Source organism: Rouxiella silvae, from assembly GCF_002093625.1.
GTDB lineage: Bacteria > Pseudomonadota > Gammaproteobacteria > Enterobacterales > Enterobacteriaceae > Rouxiella > Rouxiella silvae.
Genome location: NZ_MRWD01000048.1, coordinates 1 through 23,142, shown reverse-complemented (window position 1 = coordinate 23,142; position 23,142 = coordinate 1). Strand labels below are relative to the sequence as shown.

Genomic DNA, 23,142 nt, shown 5'->3' with positions numbered 1-23,142 from the left:
TTAGTATTCTCTTAAGTTTTTAACGGCTTGTTGTGTCTTATTTAAATTTAGCGCAGCTTTCTTCAGGTCTTTTTTGGCAATAGCCACGAACAGCGCATCCAATATATTGAGTTGGGCGATGCGCGCCGCGGCGTTTTCCCCTAATAAATGTGAACCCTGTGAGGTGGAATTAAGGACTATGTGTGCATCTTTGGCTAAAGCCGAACCCGCATAGTTAGTAATTGCAATCACCTTTGCCCCATTTTTAGCGGCGAGTCTTATTGGGTCAATTACCGTTCTGGTCATTCCCGAATGGCTTATTGCTATTACCACGTCGTCGTCGCTTAAAATAGCCGCCGACATCATCATCATATGGGCATCATCATGAACCATGGCTTTAATACCGATTTTAAGCAGTTTGTGTGACAGGTCGCGCGCCACTGACGAAGAACCGCCTACGCCATATAAATCGATATGTCTGGCTTTAAAAAGAATATCTGCTGCCCGATTAAATTCGGAAATGTCTAAAATGGTTTTCGTTTCTTCTATTGCCTGAATCGAGGTGCGAAAAACCTTTTCAAGTAATTCTTCCGACGAATCATTAGGCCCAATTTCAGAATGCAGACTAGCTACATCAGAATTATTGTAGTAAATCAGGCTGGTCCTGAATTCTCTGAATCCTGAGAAGTCTAATTTTTTTGCCAGCTTAACAATCATTGCCTCCGAAACGGCATTTTCCAATGCCACCTCTTTTAATGACGTCTGTTCGGACAAATCATTTTTGGACGTCATTGAGTCGACTACTTTTCTTTCTAATGGAGTGAGTTGTGGCAACCTCATTCTGATATGAGCACCTATGGCTCGCGGATCTTGTTTCATTACTTACCTCGTGTCGCCCGGTCAATCAGCATGGCTATAATAATGATGAGCCCAGTGGCAAGCAATTGATAAAAGGCCTGTATATTCATTAGTGTTAAGCCGGTGCGCAGTGAGCCTAGAATAATCGCGCCAATAATAGTGCCGATAATGCTGCCTTTCCCGCCCATCAAGGATGTGCCCCCAATGGCGGCGGCGGCAATAGCGTCCAGTTCCCACAGATTACCCATGGTAGGCTCCGCTGCGCCGAGGCGGGCGATGAGGATGAGCGATGCCAACGCGGCCAGCACGCCGGAGATAACGTATACCGTGACTTTGGTTCTTTTGACCGGAACGCCAGCAACGCGCGCGGCTTCTTCATTGCCCCCTACAGCCAAAATATATTCACCCAGTGGTGTTTTATTCATTAAAATCCAAGCACATATTGCAATGACTACCACAATCAAAATTGGGCAAGGGATGCCGAACACTGTGCCGGTAATGACACTGCGAAACGCCAGCGGAATACCGAAAATCGGGCTGCCGCCGGTAGTAATCAACGCCAGCGCGCGAAACAGCGACAGTGCACCCAGGGTCACAATAAACGGCTGTAAACCGGCATAGGCCACCAAGACGCCGCTGAATAAACCGCACAGCGCACCGATGCCTAGCGTGCCTAAAATCGCCAGCGGAACGGGCACGCCTGCAACCATGAGCGTGGCCCCGAAAATCGCCGACAGCGCCGCGGTTGAGCCTACAGAAAGGTCAATGCCGCCGGAGATAATCACCAGCGTCATGCCGAGTGCAATAGCAGCATTTAATGACGACTGTTGTAAAATATTCAGCAGGTTGGGCACGGTAAAAAATACCGGCGACAACGCCGAGAAGGTACAAACGATAATTAATAATCCAATCAGCGTGCCTGTGTCTCGAAGGTTAAATTTAAATAACGTCGAAGTGCGTAAAGCAGGCATGGTTTTTCCTTGAGTATTCATTTTTCAGCCTCTTGTCGGTCTCAATCTGCTGGATTTTGCAGAGAGTTGCAGGGTTATTTTTTATTAAAAGCTTCATTGATAGCGTATTGCGCGATATTTTCTTCGCTAATATCGTCACCTGTTAATTCCGCTGCGATTTTTCCCTGTCGCATGACTAATACGCGGTCAGAAATACGCATAATTTCCTGCATCTCTGACGATACGACCACCACGGCTTTACCTTCTTTAGCTAATTTTTCAATCAGGTTATAAATTTCCGATTTGGCACCGATATCAATTCCGCGCGTTGGTTCGTCAAAGAGGAAAACTTTAGTATCCGCTGCGACCCAGCGACCGATAATCACTTTTTGCTGATTCCCTCCGCTTAATAAACCAATGTGCTTCTCAATATCCAGCGGACGAAGTTTTAAATCTGACATCACCTGCATCGCGGCATCAGCCAGCTTCGATTTTTTAATAAAACCGTTACGGGTGTAATTATGCATTTTAGGCAGTGCCATATTGACGGCCACTGAACGCTGTTTAATGATGCCCTCTTTTTTTCGGTCTTCCGGTACGAGTCCGATACCGGCTTTAATCGCGTTTGACACGTTGAGCTTGTGAATTTGTTCGCCGTTGACATAAACGGAACCGCTGGTTTTATGATCTATTCCAGCAATCAGCTTCAATAACTCGGTGCGCCCTGAACCTACCAGGCCAGCAATGCCGAGGACTTCACCCGCCTGGACGCTAAAGCTGGCGGGTAAAACGTCTTTCCCACGGCCGAGATCTTCGACTTTGAGGATCTGTTTATCGGTCATAAACGACTGATGCTGTACTTTTTCAAGCTTACGGCCGATCATCTTCGACACGATAGACTCTTCGGTTTCGTCTCTGATATTCACTACGCCCACCTGCCTGCCGTCGCGCATAATTGTGGCGCGATCGCAGATCCTGAAGATCTCGTTCATCTTGTGCGATACGTAAACGATCGATACTTTCATCGATTTGAGATCTGCAATCAGCTCCGCCAGACGGTCAAACTCGGTGGGTGTCAGGCTAGAAGTCGGTTCGTCCATGGCGATAATTTTTGCGTCATCGAGCAATGCGCGAGCGATTTCGACGATCTGCTGCTGGGCAACTTTCAAGTTCTTGATGGGTTCGTCGGGGTTGATCGACGGATCCAGCTGTTTCAGGATAGTTTTTGCGCGTTCGAGCTGCGCTTTTTTGTTAACAAACAGCCCTTTGTATTGCGTTATCGGGCGACCCAAAAACATATTCTGAGCAACGGAGAGTTCAGGGACATGCTGCAACTCCTGATGAATCATTGCGATACCGGCCTGGCGTGCAGACAGCGGATTTTTCATCTTGATGACATTGCCATCAACCATGATTTCCCCGGCATTGGCTTCGCGAACGCCGGACAGGATATTGAGCAGGGTCGATTTACCCGCGCCGTTTTCGCCGATCAGTGCGTGAACTTCTCCCGGTACGACCGAAAAATTCACCCCTTCAATGGCCGCGACGCTACCGTAAATTTTGGTCATTCCCTGCATACTTAAACGATAATTTTCCATATCCTCTCCGCTGCTTTTAATTATTTTTGTTGCTCAAGGAGTTTGCGTAGCTTCTCGTTATCTTTAGTCGAGAAAGCATCAGCATTGTCTTGGGTAATCAGGGCCTGCGGCGTTGAAACCACGCGGGAGATCTTTTGTCCGTCGATGAGGCGTAGCATGACGTTCATCGCGACTTCACCGGTCAGCACAGGGAAGCTGTCTACAGTGCCGGTTAGCTCACCGCGTTTGATTGAAGCATAGGCATCGGAAATACCGTCGGTACCGAATACCGCCGTTTGCTTACTTTTACCGGCGGAACGCACCGCTTCGACCACGCCCAGCGCCATGCCGTCATTATTGGCATAGAATCCAATCAAATCAGGGTATTGCTGTAAAATGGTTGACGCCGCGTCGTAGGCTTTTTCGCGGCTCCAGTTGGCGGGAACGCTGGCGACGACTTTAAATTTAGGGTTTGCCGAGATAGTTTCACGGAACCCTTTAGTACGCTGGCCCGCGGCGTATACGCCGGGCTGACCTTCAATAATTGCTACGCTGCCGCCGTTCGGATAGTGCTGAATGAACCACTGTGCCACGCGTACGCCGTTGTCTTTTTGCACGTTGCCCACATAGTGCGCGGCGTTTGGCATCACGGCGTCGTTGACGTTAACCACTGAAACGCCTTTGCTTTGCGCCACTTCATAGGCAGGTTGCAGATTGGCATCGGTCTGCGGTGAAACCAGCAGGCCATTAAAGCCTTCGGCAATCAGGGTTTCAGCGATGGAGAGCTGGCCTAGTTGATCGTCTTCGTTTGCGGCAGCCTGATAGGCGAAGGTGAAACCGTCCTTATCCGCCACGTTTTTATAACCTTGGCCGAGTGAGCGCCAGTATTCATTAGTCAGCGTCTTGGAGACACCGCCAATTTTGAGCTTGGCGTTAGGTTTCGGCATCGGGCCGTATTTCGCGTCGAGCTGTGTCCAGTCGGTGCGGTCTGGCTCGGTATCCGACTGCAAAGGCGGCAGTTCGGCGGCATAAACGCTGGTGCTGAGTAGGGCTGAGGCGATTGCCATTAATAGCAACTTTTTCATGTTCTATCCTTTATTGTTATGAGGTATTTGGGGGGTGTCACAACCTTAAGGCTGCGCATCTCCTCTGTAGGGATTCTTATTGTGCAAACATGATGTCATTTATAATCAGCTGTGAGGCTACCGCGTCTTGTTGACTGATAGCGGCGTGCAGCGCCGGATTGTCGTCCAGTTTTTCACACAGTTTAAGCAGGCGTTTGACGGTCGCGATGTTGGCCTGTGCTTCACGAACCGGGTCCAGACCGCTGGCGTCCGGGAAGGTATCAAAGTAGTAGGCACCCTGATAACCGTCACGCTTCATCTGCCACAGGAATTCAAGCGTCGCTTTTGGATTCACCGAGGCCACCATCAGACCATCATCACGCTTGCCCCAGCCGTCGTTGCAGTCAAGTCCCAAAAGGCGGGAGCGGCGTGAAACCATGGCGGCGGCGTAGGCAGGAATTTCGTTGGCGTACAGTACGTGGGCAAAATCGAGGGTGATACCCAAATTCGGACAGCCGGCTTCCTCTACCGCAATCAAGCAGGTGGTGACGTTAGGGAAGATTGCAAAGGCGCGCGGTTCGTTAGGTTTGTATTCAATGCTGATGTCAACGTCCGGTGCATATTCGGCGATTTCGCGCACTGCGCTCACCGCGTCGTTCCAGATTTTTTTGTAGTCCGCCTGGAAGCAGTAGTCAAAGCCGTCTTGCCCCATCCACAGGGTCATCAGGGTTGAGCCAAACTCACGGCCGGCGTCGATGCCGCGCTTGGTCAGCTCAATGGCCTTGCGGCGAATTTCAGGGTTGGGATTGGTGAAGGCACCAATTTTAAACTCTGGCGCATCCCAGCGCATTTGCATGCCGTTGACCGCCAGGCCAACGTCTTCAATTCTTTTGCGCAGTGCAGGAATGTCAGTCGTGATGTGTTGTGGATAATTTAGATCCAGGTGAGTTAATCCTTCAACCGTCGAAGCACGTTCAATCATTTGTAACACAGACGGTTTGCCCTGCTGACCTGGCCAGTAAAGGTGTGCCCCAGAGGCAAATGAGTTCAAACGTGTAGCAAATTTTAGTTCAGACATTTGTCTTCCTTTATAAATTGAACGTGATGTACTTTCCGGCTTTACGTTATTTTGTGAAGTTATGTGATTATTAGATCTTGCTGTCATGGATTTCAAGATTAAAAAATACTCAAATTTTGAATTTGAGAGGGTATTCACAGTTTTGCTTGTTTCTGCATTGTGGTTGGGTAAGTTTTTGCTTTTTTTCCTGCGGGTAGGCGTGTGGTTTACAGGCTGGTAAATCAAGGACAGAGGAGTCTTTCGAACGAAGATGTTAAGCTGTAAGTTTACTTTTTATTTGTTTTTTGTGAAGTGATGGCTTCGGTATAAATAAGGGACTCGGTGAGCTTGGGTTGCCCACCGAGTGGGTTATGCAGAGGCTAAGCGGATGCGATAAAGGGAAGTGGTGGCGGTGATGTAAAGCTCATTGCCCTCTGCACCGCCCAACGTGCAGTTAGACACGCGTTCAGGAACGGGGATTTTTCCCGTTTGATTGCCCTGTGGGTCGAAAATAATCACCCCGTCTTCGCAGCTGCAAAATATATTGCCGTGGCTATCGATACAAAATCCGTCGGGTATGCCGGGGGAAACTTGCGCAAAAAATTTACCGGCACCCAGTTTATTTCCCTCCACCGGAAACACTCTCAGTTCTCGGCGTCCCAGCGTGGGGAAATCAACAATGGACATATCGGCGACGTAAAGCAGGCTTTCGTCCGGTGAAAAGGCCAGACCGTTGGGGCGCTGTACGTCGCTGGTGGCGATGCTCAATGTCCCGTCCCGTGGGTCAAAGCAGTAAACGTAGCAGCCGATCACCTGACTCTCGGATTTGTACCCCTCTTCGTCATTGATGATGCCGTAGGGAGGGTCGGTAAACCAAAGGGTGCCGTCTGAACGTACCACGACATCGTTGGGCGAATTGAAGCGTTTGCCGTCAACTCGCTCAACCAGCAGCGTGACTTCGCCGTCGTGTTCCGTTCGGCTGATGCCGCGCCTGCCGTGCTCGCAGCTGACAATTCTGCCTTCAGTATCCAACGCATTGCCGTTGGCAAAGTTGGATGATGCGCGAAACAGACTGACGCCCTCGGACGCTGACCAGCGGAACATCCGGTTGCCTTTTACATCGCTGAATACCAGCGCATTTTTATGCGGCAGCCACACGGGACCTTCTGCCCAAATGGCCGGTGAGCAAAGCTTTTCAAGGGAATTACCCGGCGCGAACGCCGGTTTATTGACTTCGGACATGACTTTCTCCCGTGCTACTTCACGCCCCAGATAGCTTTGTAATGACCCTGATAATCGTTTTGTGGGTCAAACATATTATTTTTACCGCCGTCACTGCCGATATTGTCGCGAGTGACCAAATGCGCGGGCGTCACGTAGCCAGAAGGCGGCTGTTTAGCAAAGGCGCGGTTCAGCTCATCGAGCAGTTGCCAGCCGTGCAGTTTTAGCGGTTCAGGCACCGTCGCCGACTGGCTGTCACCGGAGCGAATGCGCTGGTAGGCAGAGATTGAGCCATCCCCGGCAGAAATGTTGAACGGGGCCTTATCGCCGCCTTTGCCTGCGGTTTTCAGCGACGGGGCCATAAAATCAAAGTACAAATCGTTGATCGCCAGTGCGTACTGGAATTTATCGCCGTATTTTTGCAGCAGGCTAAAGGTCATTGACGGCATGCGGTTGGCGGTATCGGCCAGCGGCGTATCAATAAATTCGAGCACCTGGCATCCGCTGCATTTTTCTATTTCCTTCTTCATTACATTGGCCTTATCCAACGCGATTTGGTACAGAGAATCGGTAAAGATCAGCACTTTTGCCTGACCGTTTGATTTGACAACGGCGTACTGCGCGGCAATTTCCGACACCTGGGTGGAGTCTGAGGTCACGTTATAGAAAACGTTGTATTTCGGGATCGGGCCAGGCTCGGGCACCGCGTGCCAGGCAACCAGCGTAATGCCTTCGCTAATGGCTTTTTTCAGGGGGATTTTAGCCACGTTGGGATTCCAGCCGCCAATCACGATACCGTCGGGCTTTTGCGCAATCGCTTGATTCAAAGACGAAAGCTGATCTTTGATGGAGCCGCCGCCGTCGAGGGTTTCAAGCTTCCATCCCGCCGCCGCCGCTGCCTCGCTCAGGCCCTGCTGCACGCCTTGAACGCCGCCGTTTTTCATATCCGAGGCAATAAAGATAATGCGTTTTCCGGCCACAAGTTTCGGACCGGTGGTGGGGCCATCCCATTGGGTGACCGGTGCAGTGGCTTTCTCTACCGCCAGTTTTGCCTGATCCAAATAGGCATCGGCCCACGCGGCAGTGGAACTGAATAGGGCGCTGCTTAATACAATTCCGACTAAGAGGTTTTTTGATTTCATTATTGTTCTCCAGTGTGACTTAGGGCCGCAAATCGGTTTCAGGGGTAGGGGATGACTCTTTTTTTAAGACGGCCTGACTGCGTTGCACCGCCTTTTGGTTCAGTAAACGGCGGCGTTGTGCATAGCCCGCTAGGGTTATCGACAGCAGCAGAGTAACACCGTTAAACAGCGGTTCGACCCAGAAGTCGCCGCCAAACTGCTGAATACCGGCAATGCCGATCGCCAGCACCGAGATGCCCACGACGGTGCCCCAGACGTTGACGCGGCCCGGTCTTATGGTCGTGCTGCCTAAAAATGCGCCGACCAACGCCGGTAATAAGTAGTCCATGCCAACGCTTGCCTGACCCACGCCCTGTTCGGAGGCGATCAGTACGCCGCTGAAACCGGTCAACACACTGGAGGCAATAAATGCGCCGATGGTGTAGCGATTAACGGAAATCCCATTTAGCCTTGCTGCCGCCGGATTGCCCCCAACGGCATACATGCAGCGGCCAAGCGGGGTATGTTCGGTGATAAGCCACAGCACCACCGCGACCAGCAGCACATAGAAGGCAACGATGGGAATGCCTGCAATTTCAGTATGATGAATGGCGGTAAAAGCATCAGGCAAATCGCCCACAATCTGGCGACCGCCGGAGTGCCACAGGGCAATGGCGTACAGCACGGTGCCAGAACCCAGCGTAGCAACAAAACTGTCGATGTCGGCCAGCGCGACCAAAATGCCGTTAAGCAGACCATAAAGTGCGGAAAGCACCAGCACGGCAATCACCGCAAACTCCCACGAGAAGCCATATTGCACCTGTAGGGTGATGGCTAAAATATGCCAAAGCACGATGCCGAAACCAACGTTGAGGTCAATTTTACCGACAATCATCGGAATAGTGGCCGCCAGCGCCAGCAGGGCGATTTTCGATTTACTGGAGAGTATGGCCTGTAGCGTGAGCATTGAGGCAAACGAAGGGGTTGCCAGCGAGAAGAAAATCACCAGCGCGATGCACAGCAGCAGCAGGCCGTAGCGGGTGAGAATTTGCATGCTCCACGGGCCACCACCGTGCTGACGAAGGCTAACGCGCTGTTCTAATGCGGTTGATTTTACAGATGTTTTTGACATGACATTTTACGCCTCATAGTTCTTATTAAACGCTTAGCCAGACAGAATCAGTAGAGTGAAAGGTTCGATCAGGATGTTGGAACGGCTTCCCCGGTGCTGGCAGAGGCCAACTCCAAAAGATTGGCAAACGAGACGCGCTCATTTTTGAGTTCGCCCACGACTTTGCCACGGTTGAAGACCAGAGCACGGTTACAGATGTGCGCTATCTCTTCGAAATCCGTTGAAATCACCAGCACGGCAACGCCTTCTGCCAGTGATTTGTTTAACAGGTGATAAATCTCGGCACGTGCGCCAACGTCAACGCCGGCGGTGGGGTCTTCGAGGATCAACAGCGGCGCATTGAGATTCATCCAGCGCGCCATGACCACTTTTTGCTGATTGCCGCCGGAAAGTGCGCTAACGGTAGTGTTAACGTCTTTCGGGCGGATATCGAACAGCTGTACTTTCCACCAACTCGCGCCCGTTTCCTCGCGATTGCTGTAGCGCGAGAACAGTTTGTGCCCCGCGGTGCAAGGATTAAGAAACAGATTCTCTCTTACGCTCATGGTCATCACCAGGCTTTCCCCGGTACGGTCACCTGCTACCAGTGAAACGCCTCTGTCGATTGCCTGGGCCGGGGTCGTGACGTCGTAGGATTTATCACGGAAGACAATGCTGCCGGAATTTTTTTCGCGCAGCCCGAAAAGCAGTCGGCCAATTTCTTCCTGTCCAGCCCCGCGCAGTCCGGCCAGTGCCATCATTTCACCCGGCTGAAGCGAAAATGAGACCGGGCCAATTTCGCCAACGGACACGTCTTTTAATTCTAAAACCGCAGGTTTGTTAACGGGCAACGGCTCACGCTGGTCGTCGTCGACACTTTCGCCAACGATCATGTGCACTAAATCACGCAGGGAATAGTCAGAGGTTTTACCGCCGGCAACGTAGCGCCCGTCGCGCATGACGCAGACGCTGTCGGCAATCTCTATGACTTCGTCCAGGCGATGTGTGACATAAATCATGCCAACTTTTTTGGCGCGCAGGCGGTTAATCACGGCAAAGAGGTGTCGTACGTCATTGGCGGGCAACGAGGCTGTCGGTTCATCCAACACCAGGAGTTCAGCGTTCACCGCCACCGCGCGAGCAATGGCCAGCAGTGACTTTTCGGTGCGAGAAAGTTCGAAAACGCGTGCGTCCGGATCGAGCGCAATACCGACATCTTTTAACGCATCCAGAGCACACTGACGAATCGCTTTCCAGTTAATCAGCCCCATTCGGCGTGGGAAACCCATCACCAACGCCATATTTTCGGCAACGGTCATCCACTCAATTAGGCCGAGATCCTGATGGATGAAGGCGATTGGCTGCTTTGAACCACTTTTAAGCTCTGCCGCTGAAGTGATGCTATTACCTTGAAATAAAATCTCACCGCCGTCGCGCTGATAAACCCCCGCCAGCACTTTTATCAGCGTTGACTTGCCTGCTCCATTTTCACCAAGCAGGGCCAATACCTCACCGGGCAGGACCTGTAAACTGACGTCATTCACCGCGACGTTGCCACCGAAGCGTTTGACGATATGGTTGAGAGAGAGAATGGGCCGATCGTTGCCTGGATAATTGTCGTTTTGCATCTTTACGCCCTTATGAACGCCATGCTGGTTTACCGGCATAATGGAAAGTGCTGAACGTCTGGTCTACTATCACACTGAATATTTCAATATGCGAAACCTGATTTCAAAAATACTATGCGGTTTGTGCGGAATAATCAAAGATGTGGGTGATTTTATTTGTGTTATAAATCATAATCTTAATTATTATGTTGCTTAAATGTGACCGGTAACACACTTTCATCCCAGTGCGAAAAGGGTGATAGTCTTGGTTTTTGGATCCTGAGGAAACGCGGAATGAATCTCACCACGTTTGAAGACGAAAAAAATAAAAAAGAGAAACCTTTAGGCAGCCAGAGTTTGTTTAGAGGCCTTCAACTGATCGAGATCTTGGGTAATTTCCCCAATGGTTGCCCGCTGGCGCACCTGGCTGAATTGGCCGAAATGAACAAGAGTACGGTTCATCGACTGCTGCAAGGGCTGCATGCCAGCGGCTATGTGACGCCCGCGCCGTCGCCGGGCAGCTATCGGTTGACGACTAAGCTGATTTCAATCGGTCAAAAAGCCCTGTCGTCACTCAATATTATTCACGTGGCGGCTCCGCATCTTGAGCAGTTAAATCTGATCACCGGTGAAACGGTGAATTTTTCGACCCGTGAAGACGATCATGTTTTGCTGATTTATAAGCTTGAACCGACCACGGGCATGATGCGCACTCGCGCCTATATTGGTCAGCATATGCCGATGTATTGCTCGGCGATGGGGAAAATCTTCATGGCCTATGAGAAGAGCGAGTTTGCGGTCGATTATTGGCAAAACCACGCAGATGAAATCCAAACCTTCACGCGCAATACCATCACCGAATTGCCGAAAATGCGCGAGGAGCTGGAAGATATCCGCCGGTTAACGCTGGCGATGGACCGAGAGGAAAATGAGCTGGGTGTATCCTGCGTGGCAGCACCTATTTTTGATATTCATCAGAAGGTTAAATACAGCGTGTCCGTTTCTCTGCCCACCGCCAAGCTTAAGCACGTGGGGTCAAAAGCGCTGATTGAGGCGGTTCAGGATATTGCGCGTCGCATCTCGCAGGAGATTGGGTTTGTTTCCTAAACATTGCCTCTAGCGACAGTTGACGTTTTGAACGCGTGAGGTGGAAAAGTTTTTTGATGTGCTACAAATGTACCGTTGGATTCAATGGTTCATTTGATTAATATTTTGTTTCTTATACCCTTCATTATTGGATTTATTGCACTTAAATTATCTATTTAAACGGTTTTTCCTCCCCGAATTTATAGGTGTGTTACAGAATAACCAGTTAATGGAACGGTCTATTCGTTACACCTTTCACATTTCTTCTTCTATTTTTATGTTCATAACTCCATGAATAACGGGTTTTTTCATGACATTCTTGTACGGATTTGTTAATAAATTGGTTGAAAAGAGTTATAGCATTAACACTGTAACGAATCAGGTGGTACAATACTGCGCTCACTTTTTGACTCAAAATTCATTATTTAGTCACGCTTGAGAAGACAGAAGTAACTATTACACTTTGTAATAATCATCAAAATTCATAATTTCGGAGAGTGCCTGTATGTCTGGATTACCTACCCAGTCGAGTCCCATGCTCAGGCTATGGTGCTGTATTTTAGGGTTTATTCTTACCGTTAGTGGTTTGTTCTTTGCCATTGAAGGTGGAAAATTAGTTTCACTCGGCGGCAGTGGGTACTTCTTGATTGCCGGTATCGTGATGGTGCTTTCTGCTATCCAATACTTCCGTGCAAAATCCTCCGCCGTTGTTCTATTTATTCTTGTGTTCTTAGGAACGCTAATCTGGTCCTTCTTTGATGCGGGTTGGGATTTTTGGCCCCTCGTCTCTCGCCTGATGGTGCCGACCGGATTTATGCTGCTGGGTTTCGTGACTTGGCCGACCCTGCGTAGAAGAGAAGGCAAAAGATGTTTTGCCAAACTTTCCTATCTCTTCACCGCCGTGCTGGCAGTAGGCATGGTGGCTGCTCTGGTACAAATGTTCCAACCGCATCCCACCGTTGCTTTTAAAGGTAACGAGTTGCCTTTAGTGCCGGTTGATAAAGCAAAAGAGCAAAAAAATTGGGACAACTACGGCAATACCCCCGGCGGTGACCGCTTCGTGGCGTTGGACCAAATTAACCGCAATAACGTTAAAGATTTGAAAGTTGCTTGGACCTACCGCACCGGCGATACGCCAATCAGCCCTGGCGGGAACGGTGCTGAAGATCAGCAAACTCCGTTGCAAATCGGCGATAAAGTATTCCTGTGTACTCCGCACAATAATGTGATTGCGGTTGATGCCAATACCGGTAAACAAATCTGGAAGAATGAAGTTAACGCACAGGCTCAGGTTTGGAACCGCTGCCGCGGTCTGGCTTATTTCGATGCCACTAAACCTGTTCCTCAGCCGACTGTTCCGGGATCTACGCCTGCTGCGCCTGTTTCTTTGGCCGCTGGCGACACCTGCCAGCGTCGTATTTTGATGAACACCATCGATGCTCGCCTGATTGCCATTAACGCCGATAACGGCGAATTTTGTGCAGATTTTGGTCACAACGGGACCGTCGATCTGAAGGCTGGATTGGGCGAAGCCAGCGATCCTAAATATCAGCTGACTTCTGCACCAACGCTGGCGGGGACCACTGTGGTGGTGGGCGGTCGCGTCGCAGATAACGTACAAACCGATATGCCTGGCGGCGTGATCCGCGGTTTTGACGTGATAACCGGCCAAATGCGCTGGGCGTTTGACCCGGGTAATGCTGATCCTAATGCTAAATTGCAGCCCGGTCAGACCTATGTTCGAAGCACGCCTAACTCATGGGCGCCGATGTCTTATGACCCAGCGATGAACACCGTGTTTATGCCAATGGGCAGCTCGTCCGTTGACCTGTGGGGGGCAAACCGTAACGCGCTTGACCACAAATATGGCGCCTCGGTTTTGGCTGTTGATGCCACCACGGGTAAGGAGAAGTGGGTATATCAGACCGTTCATAACGACCTGTGGGACTTCGACCTGCCGATGCAGCCGAGTCTGATCGACTTCCCGATGAAAGATGGCACCACGAAACCTGCGGTGGTTATTGGCGCGAAAACCGGGCAGATCTTTGTGCTCGACCGGCTTACTGGCCAGCCTTTAACAGAGGTTAAAGAGCTGCCGGTCAAGACGCGTAACATCCCTAACGAGCAGTATTCTAAAACTCAGCCGTTCTCGGTGGGCATGCCTTCAATCGGCAATGCTAAATTGTCAGAATCTGACATGTGGGGCGCGACACCGTTCGACCAGTTGATGTGCCGTATTAGCTTTAAATCAATGCGTTACGATGGTCTGTTCACTGCGCCTGATACCGACAAGTCTCTGAGCTTCCCGGGGTCACTGGGTGGAATGAACTGGGGCAGTATGTCTATTGACCCGAATAATCATTACATCTTTGTGAACGACATGCGTCTGGGCCTGTGGGTACAGATGATCAAGCAGAACAACAATGCTATTGCTGCCAGCAACGGCGGTGAGTCTGTTAACACCGGAATGGGGGCTGTGCCGCTGAAAGGCACGCCTTATGGGGTTAACAAAGACCGCTTTATGTCTCCGCTGGGTATTCCGTGTCAGAAGCCACCGTTTGGTACGCTGTCGGCGATTGACCTGAAAACGCAGAAAGTTGTCTGGCAGGTTCCGGCCGGTACCGTGCAAGACACGGGTCCGTTTGGTATCAAAATGCGGGTACAGATGCCGGTAGGTATGCCAACACTGGGCGGCACTTTGGCTACACAAGGTGGACTGGTGTTTATTGCTGGTACGCAGGATTACTATCTGCGCGCATTCGATGCCTCGAGTGGCAAGGAAGTTTGGAAAGCGCGCCTGCCGGTGGGCAGTGGCGGTACGCCAATGAGCTACGTTTCACCGACGACCGGTAAACAATATATTCTCATCTCAGCAGGTGGCGCACGTCAGTCACCAGACCGTGGTGACTACGTTATTGCCTATGCGCTGGATAACAAATAAGGCGTAGGCCCGTTAAAATGAACAAAGCCCCTACAGGAAACTGTGGGGGCTTTTTTTATGGAAAAATCTGCAACCTTATTTTAGATAATAAAAAATAAAATCAATCAATTAATGTCTTAAATTTCAGTCGTTTTACCCGGTGGCATCAGATAGAGATCATCTGCTCGTAACGCTTTTTATACTGCCGCGGGCTGACGCCAATGTGGTGTTTAAAGATACGAGAAAAATAGAGCGGATCCTCGTAACCGACCGCCTGCGAGACTTGCCCAATAGTGAGATGCGTTGACTGCAGCAGGTTTCTGGCGCGGTTGACGCGCTGCTTTTCACGCCAAGAAAAGATTGTCTGATGCATCTCGTCTTTGAACAAATGGGCCAAGCGCGAAGGCGATAAAAATACCTGTTCAGCCAGGTGCTCAATGGTCAGATCCTCAACAATATGCTCGGTGATGTAATGACAGAGGGTGCTTATCCGTGGATCAAGGTTTTGATGATTGGATACTGGCTGTAGTTTGAAACTTGATATAATAAGCCGTTCAAGCGCGTTCATTGCCAATGCTTCACTCAGTAAATCATTACTGGCATTCTGCTGAATAACCTCCCAAAAGCTGTCCTGAATGTGTGCAGATAAAGCCGGATCGTTGAGGCTGGTAATGCCAATATTATCCTCTTGCCTGTCCCAACGTAGCCAGTCGAGCCAATAGGGACGCGGATGGAAATAGATCCACAGGTGATCCCAGTGATCGCTGTTCTCTGCTCGACCATAGTGATGTGCAACGCCTGGCGGGAAAAGGAAAAGGTCGTTAATGCGGCTGGCAATATATCTATTACCCGCTTTAATACGCCCCTCTCCACGCAGCGTCATATGCAAAATATAGCCTTTCATGCCGCCAGGTCGATTGATATAAAAATCGAGCTGGCTGGCGCGTGATATCGGGGTATAACCGGCAACCAGGTAGGCATTGAAGGTAAAACTTTTCATTAGGGGTGAATAGCTCACTCTTTCTTGCTGATTCAATTCCATCTTTTTGTTCGCGCACCGGTTAGTTTAAGGATTGAGTACTAAACGTCTGATTGGTAAACGCGCAGTCCCCAAGGCTCTATTTCCCCGCGATGAGAAGAAAGGGCATCGCTATCACCCAACAGGCAAACGGCACCTTCGGGTTGTTGTATCTGTTGGATATCGGACGAATAGTTAAAATAGAATGTCAGCCTTTTGCCCTTTTTACCTACAGCCTTTTTAACAATCACTGGGAAACTGTGAGCACTGTTACAGGATGCTAGGGTTTTTTTGTCGGCCAAGCGTAACACCAGCTGTGAAATGACCTTTTTACTGCTCAGGCAGCCCATATAAATAGCCGATCCCTTTCCGTATCGGGATTCGGTTATCGCTGCATATTTTTCCCAAACGGGATGCTGATAAGAAGCCAGCACCTGCACCTGCTCCGACTCATCCGGGGTTAATAACTCCATCCATAATTCGGCGCAGTCCTCGGTGGTTATCACCAATTCAGGACAATGGCTGTTCAGACCCGTATCCTGCGGCAGTACAAACTGACTGTAGGTGACTCGGCAGCATTCACTGAGAATGCCCGGCTGTCGGCAGGTCCTAACTTTGACATTTTCGTCACTAAAACCGCTTTTGAAACCAATAAGAACCTGACCCCCAGATTCCACATAGTGATTAATGCGTTTTAGCAACGCGTCATCGGCGGCATAGAGCGCGGGAACCACAATGACGCGATAACGCGAGCAGCCTGCATCGACGTCGTTGATAATATCGACGGAGATATTGTTGTCGTAAAGGGCATCGTAAAACCGGCGGAAGACATCGTTGTAAACGTTGCTTTGTGCGTCCCCGGGTTTAAACCAGTTTACAGCGTCCATTGCCTCATTGCTTATGAGGATAGCGACGTCATTTTCAATTTTGAGGCCGTCAAGCTCAGCCGATAAACGCGCCAGATCAGCACCAATAGTTTTGGCTTCCAGGTAGGTTGGATTAGGCGAGAAGTCGTGGCTAAGTAATCCTTTCCAATAAGTTTCGAAAGAGTTGTGGATAGAGTGCCAGTGCCAGTACGAGACCATTTTTGCACCGCTTGCAATATGGCTAAAAGCCTGCAGGCGAAGCTGGCCGGGGAAGGGGGTCCACTGTGCAAATCCCTGCGCTTCGGTTTCAAGTACCAAGTATCCAGCCCCCTGTTTTAGCGCGCGGGTGATATCGCCGCCGAAGGATATTTCACGGCCGGTCAACTGCGCCTGCGATGGGTGATAAATATCGACACCGGCAACGGTCAACGCCTTGGCGGCGGCAAAGTGGTTGACCCGCGGTTGAACGCCGTAGGAGTAGCCGCGCCATTCAAAATCAAAGTTGTGGGTAATGAATTGGTCGGGGCGAGAGTATTCGCTGACGATACGGCTTTGCCAGGCCAAATAATCGGTCACTGTTTGACGCTGAAAGGTCGAAAATGCGCAACCCAGGCTGGCGTTGATCGTTGACGCCGCGGGAGGGAAATCTTCCCAGCTATCAATTCTGTTACTCCAGTAATCCAGACCAAAGTCTTTGTTCATCTGTTCTAGGCTGGGATAGCGCTGTCGCAAGGTCTCAACGAATTTTTGCTGCATCACCGGGCCGACATTGTCGTAGTGCTTGGTTTCATTATCTAGCTGATAACCGACAATCGCCGGATGAGTGTGGACGTGTTCAAGCAGAACTCGAATAATGTTTTCTGCATAGCGTAGAAACGTCGGGCTAACGATATCCATAATCTGACGGCGGCCGTATTTTTCCTGTCCTTTAACACTGGTGACCATCACCTCTGGATGTTTTCGCGCCAGCCATGAAGGAATGGCGTAGGTTGGGGTGCCGATGATGACCGCAATCCCGGCCTCATGCATCGCGTTGAGTACCCGGTCGATATGATAAAAGTTGTATTCCCCTTCCTGCGGCTCCAGCGTGCTCCAGGTTGATTCCGCAATGCGAACGATATTAATGCCCGCCTCCTTCATCATGGCAATATCTGCTGCCAGCCGCTCCTGTGGCATATATTCATCGTAATAGGCCACACCATAATAAATTGTTGACATACTGCCTCCTGATATTATTCAGTTACTGTCTTTTGCTGAATAAAAGCGCGTGTTTTATCCAAGGTGAAATAAGAGATAAGCGTAAATGATAAGGCAATAAGTCCTAACACTAGGTAGCTGTCTGCAAAACCATAGGTTTTGTACATATGGCCAATACCGCTGGAGAGGAATATTTCGCTAAAGCGTTTTGAAAACTGGAAACCAATTAAATACACTGTTGCCGAAAGCCACGGGTTAAAGTTTTTGGCAATGTATTTAAGACCTGCCACCAGAAATACTGAGCTTTCAAAACCGTGCAGCATTTTAACGGCGCTGATTGAGATAGGGCCGACGGCGTAGGCTGACCCAATTATCCTTAGGCTCATAATCAGACCGCAGTAGATAAGTGCGTTTTTAGGGCCGATTTTGTTTACAAACCACGGTGAGAAAAACATCACTACGGCATCGAGAAAAATTTGTGCGGTATAGAGATACCCAAAGACTTCGGCGCCGCGCGCTTTGCTGGAAAAGAAGTGGCTGTAGTAAATCGCAAACTGCTGATCGTAGGTTTCATACACAGCACCCACGCCAATCATATACAGTGCAAAGAACCAAAACTTGCGCATTTTCATTAGATTACGCACGTCTTCAAGCGTGATAGGGGTGCGTTTTGTGCCCTCTGCCGCGTCTTTTAACGAAATGCGTGGGTTAGTTTTCCAGACAATAAATAACAGGAGAACGCCCGCCGCACTTGCCATCCAGAAAATATAGTTCTGATCAATTCCATAAAGTATACCGGCCATGAACGTGGCGATAGCCGCACCGATACCGCCAAACATTCGCGCTTTACCAAATTCAAATCCAGTCATGCGGCTGACTTTATCGATATAAGCTTCGCAAACTCCGCAGCCAGCACCAAAAGCAAAACCGATATAAATACCCCCGGCCAGTGCCCCGACAATAACGTTATATTTTAATAGTGGAGCAAATACCCAAATCCAATAAGGAGCAAACAGGGTGATAATAATGGCCAGCATCCACATCAGGTTTTTTCTAAAAACAAGTTTGTCGGCAATAAAGCCAAAGGCGGGCTGTACACAGACGGAAACGATGGCAGTAAACGAGTAAACAAGACCGACGTCAGCATAATCAATGCCGATAGTATCGGTCAGCCATAATGAAAGATAAGGGTAACAACTTCCCCATCCGATAAAGAAAAATAAGAAGAACAGGCAACACATGAGATAATTATTATCGAGTTTCAGCATGATTAACCTCTTTACCGCCCTTGTAGGATATCGAATTAACTTATCGCTAAAGGCGTGAATAAAGCGGTAAAGAGACGCTGTCAACATAGAAAAATCTGCTGCACCTTACTGCTTTGTGAGCCAACTCACGCTGGCAATAAGGTAAAAAAAACGGCGCCCGATTAAGGGCGCCGTTAGGCACTGATAACGCGACGGTTGGCAATCCATGCATTCGCTAATGTGCCAGCGTTTTCCTCACCTTATCTACGTCATCCGCCGTGACTGCTGACGCCTTGTTGCTCCAGCCTTGACGAATAAAGGTCGAAAGCTGCGCCACTTCGTCGTCAGACAAGCGGCCCGCAAAGCCGGGCATTGCTAGCGTAGAAGGCGCGCGTGCAGTGGAAGGCTGTTGGGCTCCGGCGAGAATAGTATGGATTAATCCCGTGGGGTTTTGCGCATTGACCACGGTGGCTTGATCCAGCTGCGGGAACACGCCCGGCGCGCCCTTACCTGTCACAAAGTGGCATGCGCCGCAGTTGTCGAGATACAGCCGCTCGCCTACGCTGAGGTTTTTCGCCACCGTCAATTTTGCTTCAGTGGCGCTGGCCGCCTGATTATCTTCTACTGGCAGCGGTGGATTACCGCCCAAAAACTTCATGTAGGCCGCAATGGCTTTCAGGTCATCATCGGTCATATAGGCGGTGCTGTTTTCGACCACCGAGGTCATTTCACCGCCCACTGCCGCTTTGTCGTTACGACCTTTACCAAGATAATTAACGATTTCCTGTTCATTCCAGTGAGCCACACCGCGCAGTGACGGTACGTCCCAGCCGTTGAGACTGCCGCCAGACAAGAACTTCGCGTCGCTGCTGTCGAGCGCTTTTTCATTCATTCCCAAGCCGCGCGGCGTATGACAACTGCCGCAGTGACCCAACCCTTCAACCAGATAAGCGCCACGGTTTACCTCAGCCGATGCGCCACCAATAGGTTGGAAAGGTTTGTCGGAGGTGAAGGCCCAGTTCCAGAATCGCATGCCCCAGCGCTGGCTGAACGGAAAGCTCAAGTCCGTTTTCGGCGGTATTTCAGCACTCGGTTTTACGCCCTGCATAAAATAGGTATACAGCGCATGCATGTCTTCATCATTGATTTTTGCATAATCAGGATAAGGCATAGCCGGGTAAAGCCGCGTGCCGTCGGGCAACACGCCTTTACGCACGGCGTCGGCAAACTGCTGTTCACTGTAGTTACCAATGCCGTGGTCTTTATCGGGCGTGATATTGGTCGAGTAAATAGTGCCTAAATCTGACTTTATTGCCAGACCGCCGGAAAAAGGGGCCTTACCTGCTATGGTATGACAGGCAGCACAGTCACCAAGACGTGAAACGTATTCACCCTGTTTAATTAACTGTGCGCTGTCGGCCTGCGCATGTGCCATAAAACCTGCGCCCATCAACACAACGTTAGCAATAAAAAAACGTTTAACATTCATCATGTTCATGTCACTTATGCCTGTACCAGTGGACCGGGGTTCTTAAGATAGTGATCTTTAATCGCCTGAGCGGCCATCAGGGTGATCGCACCAATGGTGTCGGTTGGGTTTGCCTGGAAGTTCTGCGGGAAGGCATTACCTCCTGGCACAAATACGTTGTGCACGTCCCAGCTTTGCAGATACTTGTTCAGCGCCGACGTTTTCGGGTTGTCACCCATTACCGCGCCGCCGACGTTGTGGGTCGACACGTATTTGGTTAGGTCAAAGTGCGCATCCATCGGCAGGAAGCTTTCACTGTAGCTGTCTGGATTCAACTCTTTGGTGATATTGCCAACGACACCTTTCAGATACTGTTGCAGTTTCAGCTCGTTCTCTTTCCAGTCAAAGGTCATACGCAGCAGTGGCATGCCGTATTCGTCGTTGTAGTTCGGGTCTAAATCGAGATAAATATCGCGATACGACTGGCAGGTGGTGGTGATGCTTATTTTCATCGAATGGCCGTACCATTCTTCCATTCCCTCTTTCCAGCCGGTTCCCCAGGCGGGCGTACCTTTTGGTAATGAGGTGCTTATAGGCGTGCCGGTGGCCTGCGAGCTGTGAATTTTTGCTCCGCCGATGAAGCCTAATCCTGGACCGTCGTAGTTACCTGGGGAGATGTCATTGATCATCTGACCGGTGGCGCCTGCGGTGGCGAACGGATTAAAGTTTTTATCTTTGAAGAACAGCGTGGAGCCGCCGTTACTCAGGAACGCATAGTTACGACCGACTACGCCTTCTTCGGTAATAGGGTTGTAGGGCTTGCCGATACCCGACAGCAGCATTAAACGCACGTTGCAGAACTGGAAGCTGCTCAACACGACGATTTTTGCCGGTTGGAAGCACTCGTTGCCCTGTGCGTCCATGTAGATAACGCCTTTGGCGGTTTTTTTGTCGTCGTGCAGCACAACTTTCAGCACATTGGCATGAACTTCATAAGAGAAGTTTTCCATGCGCTTGAGGGCGTCCATCACGGCTGTTTGTGGCGACGCTTTTGAATAGTTGAGACACGGATATTTGCTGCAATAACCGCAGTAGTTACAAGGTGCTATCTGATTGCCGTAAGGATTCGTCCAGGCGCGAGAAACGCAGGCCGAAGGGTTGGGGAACGGGTGATAACCCATTTTTTTTGCCACATCGGCAAACATGCTGCTGTTAAGCGTATCTTCTAGCGCAGGCAAGGGGTAAGGCTCAGAACGCGGCCCTTCAAAAGGATCGCCACCCTCCATAATTTGCCCACGCAGGTTGCCGGTTTTGCCCGACTGACCGCAAATGTGCTCGAACTTGGTGTAGTAAGGTTCAATCTCGTCCCAGGTGAACGGGAAGTCCATGATGCGCATGTCTTCCTGCAAAATACCGGGTTTATATGCCTGGTCGGCATAGGTTTTGAGTTTTAAATCGGTCGGAGTAGGACGAATGAGTACTGCCGTCCAGTGCAGGCCAGAACCGCCCACGCCGGTGCCTGGCGCAAATGCGCCCCATTTACGGGTGGGTAACGCGGTTTCACTCATGTTGTAGCGTACGGTAACCGCAGCTTCCGCCGGCGTGGCCATGACTTTATTTCGTACCGCGTAGGCGTATTCATCGGCTGGCTTAGGGTAGGCGAACTCCTCATAGCCGCGGTCACCACCGCGCTCGAGTGCGCGCACCTTAAGGCCCGCCATAGCAAGCTCGATACTCATCAGCGAACCTGCCCAACCGAGGCCGACGACGACGACGTCGACTTCTTCTTTTGTTACGTGTGCCATCATTAATCCTGTCAAATCATCAGAAAACGGAGAGAGGGGGCAGTCTGCTTAGGCGCGCGCGCCGGTCAGACTGACTGGACCTAATGGATAGGGGATGTTGTGCTGCTTTACCCACTCCGTATAGCTGGCGCGAGCTCCCGGGAATCCGATGGCAATCCAGGCCTTCATGCCTTTGTTGCCGCCGTAAATCGGGTCTGCGAGATAGCCATGTTTGGTATCAGAGAGCAGTTCGCTGAAGAATTGTGAGGCCACCAGAGATTCCTCACCCAGGCTTGCGAAGCTGATAGCGTTTTTCTGAAGCTGGGTCAGAACGTCATCTTTGTCATTCTCTGACAGGTCATGAAAGGCTTTTTGATGATTCTGCTGACACCAGCTGTTTACCAGACGAATGCCAATTTTGTAGATTTCCTGCGGGCGGTAGGGCAGTTGAAAACCCATTGTTGCGGGCGCATGTACGTTGAACGGCCCCTGCATGTAAATTTCGCTGCCAAATTCGCCGTGCATTTGCTGATCGATAAAGACAGGGACATTGGTTTCCAGTGCGCCAGGTGCTTTCCCTTTACCGCCCGCTGGGATCAGGCGGTCAGCGGCAGACATAATAAATTGCCACTCTTGTGCACTAAAAAAGATGGGTTTGTATTCGAGCAGGTCCGGTGCCGCCATTTCGGCCGCCTGCGCCGCCGTTAATCCTTTAACCATGATGGCGCTAACCGGTAAAGCCATTATTGACCCGAGTAAAAACTTACGACGGGTAGTTTTCTTTTGAAGGAGCATAGCATTACGACTCTCACATGCTTAAATGTTAGAAGGGGGTTAATTTTAATTATTGTTTGGGTACAAAATAATAATATCACTGTAACATGATAAATAAATGATTAAATTCCATGCTGTTTGTGTGTAAATCATATTCTTGTTCGCGTGGGTTTATTTTAAGTTGTTATTTTTCAATGTCTTAATGTTAATTTTGTTCGGTAATGGTAAGCCTTTTTT

The 23,142-nt window shown here is 50.1% G+C and carries 17 protein-coding genes; 2 read left to right on the top strand and 15 right to left on the bottom strand.

The window, feature by feature from the left end:
• The 9 genes from BS639_RS18090 to BS639_RS18050 all read right to left on the bottom strand — a co-directional run bounded on the left by BS639_RS18090 (position 1) and on the right by BS639_RS18050 (position 10,566).
• On the bottom strand, positions 1 to 858 hold the full coding sequence (locus BS639_RS18090; protein WP_055781996.1) for a MurR/RpiR family transcriptional regulator: 858 nt from the start codon (positions 856 to 858) through the stop codon (positions 1 to 3).
• The gene (locus BS639_RS18085) at positions 858 to 1,829 is read right to left on the bottom strand and encodes an ABC transporter permease (protein WP_055781993.1); all 972 of its coding nucleotides are present in this window, start codon (positions 1,827 to 1,829) and stop codon (positions 858 to 860) included. Before BS639_RS18085 ends, BS639_RS18090 begins: the two co-directional genes overlap by 1 nt.
• 53 nt (positions 1,830 to 1,882) lie before the next feature.
• Positions 1,883 to 3,385, bottom strand: a complete 1,503-nt coding sequence (locus BS639_RS18080; protein ID WP_055781988.1) for a sugar ABC transporter ATP-binding protein — start codon at positions 3,383 to 3,385, stop codon at positions 1,883 to 1,885.
• Between the two features lie 20 nt (positions 3,386 to 3,405).
• Positions 3,406 to 4,449: a sugar ABC transporter substrate-binding protein gene (locus tag BS639_RS18075; protein ID WP_055781985.1), complete on the bottom strand. Its 1,044-nt coding sequence runs from the start codon at positions 4,447 to 4,449 to the stop codon at positions 3,406 to 3,408.
• A 76-nt stretch (positions 4,450 to 4,525) separates the two neighbouring features.
• Positions 4,526 to 5,506 carry a TIM barrel protein gene (locus tag BS639_RS18070; RefSeq protein WP_084983913.1) on the bottom strand — a complete coding sequence of 327 codons (981 nt, stop codon included), beginning with the start codon at positions 5,504 to 5,506 and terminating at the stop codon, positions 4,526 to 4,528.
• 348 nt (positions 5,507 to 5,854) lie between these two features.
• Positions 5,855 to 6,727 carry an SMP-30/gluconolactonase/LRE family protein gene (locus BS639_RS18065; protein WP_084983912.1) on the bottom strand — a complete coding sequence of 291 codons (873 nt, stop codon included), beginning with the start codon at positions 6,725 to 6,727 and terminating at the stop codon, positions 5,855 to 5,857.
• A 14-nt stretch (positions 6,728 to 6,741) separates the two neighbouring features.
• A complete protein-coding gene (locus BS639_RS18060) occupies positions 6,742 to 7,848 on the bottom strand; it encodes an ABC transporter substrate-binding protein (protein WP_055781975.1) in 1,107 nt (368 codons plus the stop codon).
• A gap of 19 nt (positions 7,849 to 7,867) precedes the next feature.
• A complete protein-coding gene (locus BS639_RS18055; RefSeq protein ID WP_084983911.1) occupies positions 7,868 to 8,959 on the bottom strand; it encodes an ABC transporter permease in 1,092 nt (363 codons plus the stop codon).
• Positions 8,960 to 9,027: 68 nt separating this feature from the next.
• Entirely contained in the window at positions 9,028 to 10,566 is a 1,539-nt protein-coding gene (locus BS639_RS18050) for a sugar ABC transporter ATP-binding protein (protein ID WP_084983909.1), read from the bottom strand.
• 273 nt (positions 10,567 to 10,839) lie between these two features.
• Between BS639_RS18050 and BS639_RS18045 the strand changes: the two genes are divergently transcribed.
• Both BS639_RS18045 and BS639_RS18040 read left to right on the top strand, forming a co-directional pair.
• The gene (locus BS639_RS18045; protein ID WP_084983907.1) at positions 10,840 to 11,652 is read left to right on the top strand and encodes an IclR family transcriptional regulator; all 813 of its coding nucleotides are present in this window, start codon (positions 10,840 to 10,842) and stop codon (positions 11,650 to 11,652) included.
• A 514-nt stretch (positions 11,653 to 12,166) separates the two neighbouring features.
• On the top strand, positions 12,167 to 14,572 hold the full coding sequence (locus BS639_RS18040) for a glucose/quinate/shikimate family membrane-bound PQQ-dependent dehydrogenase (RefSeq protein ID WP_407690319.1): 2,406 nt from the start codon (positions 12,167 to 12,169) through the stop codon (positions 14,570 to 14,572).
• A gap of 145 nt (positions 14,573 to 14,717) precedes the next feature.
• Here BS639_RS18040 and araC read toward each other — a convergent pair whose 3' ends face one another.
• The 6 genes from araC to BS639_RS18010 all read right to left on the bottom strand — a co-directional run bounded on the left by araC (position 14,718) and on the right by BS639_RS18010 (position 22,926).
• Positions 14,718 to 15,593 carry an arabinose operon transcriptional regulator AraC gene (gene araC / locus BS639_RS18035; protein WP_055781960.1) on the bottom strand — a complete coding sequence of 292 codons (876 nt, stop codon included), beginning with the start codon at positions 15,591 to 15,593 and terminating at the stop codon, positions 14,718 to 14,720.
• A gap of 38 nt (positions 15,594 to 15,631) precedes the next feature.
• Positions 15,632 to 17,653 carry a beta-galactosidase gene (locus tag BS639_RS18030; protein ID WP_084983904.1) on the bottom strand — a complete coding sequence of 674 codons (2,022 nt, stop codon included), beginning with the start codon at positions 17,651 to 17,653 and terminating at the stop codon, positions 15,632 to 15,634.
• Between the two features lie 14 nt (positions 17,654 to 17,667).
• Positions 17,668 to 18,900 (bottom strand): oligosaccharide MFS transporter, encoded by a 1,233-nt coding sequence (locus tag BS639_RS18025; RefSeq protein WP_084983903.1) that lies wholly within the window; start codon positions 18,898 to 18,900, stop codon positions 17,668 to 17,670.
• Positions 18,901 to 19,114: 214 nt separating this feature from the next.
• Positions 19,115 to 20,368 (bottom strand): c-type cytochrome, encoded by a 1,254-nt coding sequence (locus BS639_RS18020; protein ID WP_407690318.1) that lies wholly within the window; start codon positions 20,366 to 20,368, stop codon positions 19,115 to 19,117.
• Between the two features lie 14 nt (positions 20,369 to 20,382).
• Entirely contained in the window at positions 20,383 to 22,152 is a 1,770-nt protein-coding gene (locus tag BS639_RS18015) for a GMC family oxidoreductase (RefSeq protein WP_055781944.1), read from the bottom strand.
• A gap of 48 nt (positions 22,153 to 22,200) precedes the next feature.
• On the bottom strand, positions 22,201 to 22,926 hold the full coding sequence (locus tag BS639_RS18010) for a gluconate 2-dehydrogenase subunit 3 family protein (RefSeq protein WP_055781941.1): 726 nt from the start codon (positions 22,924 to 22,926) through the stop codon (positions 22,201 to 22,203).
• Between the last annotated feature and the right edge of the window lie 216 nt (positions 22,927 to 23,142).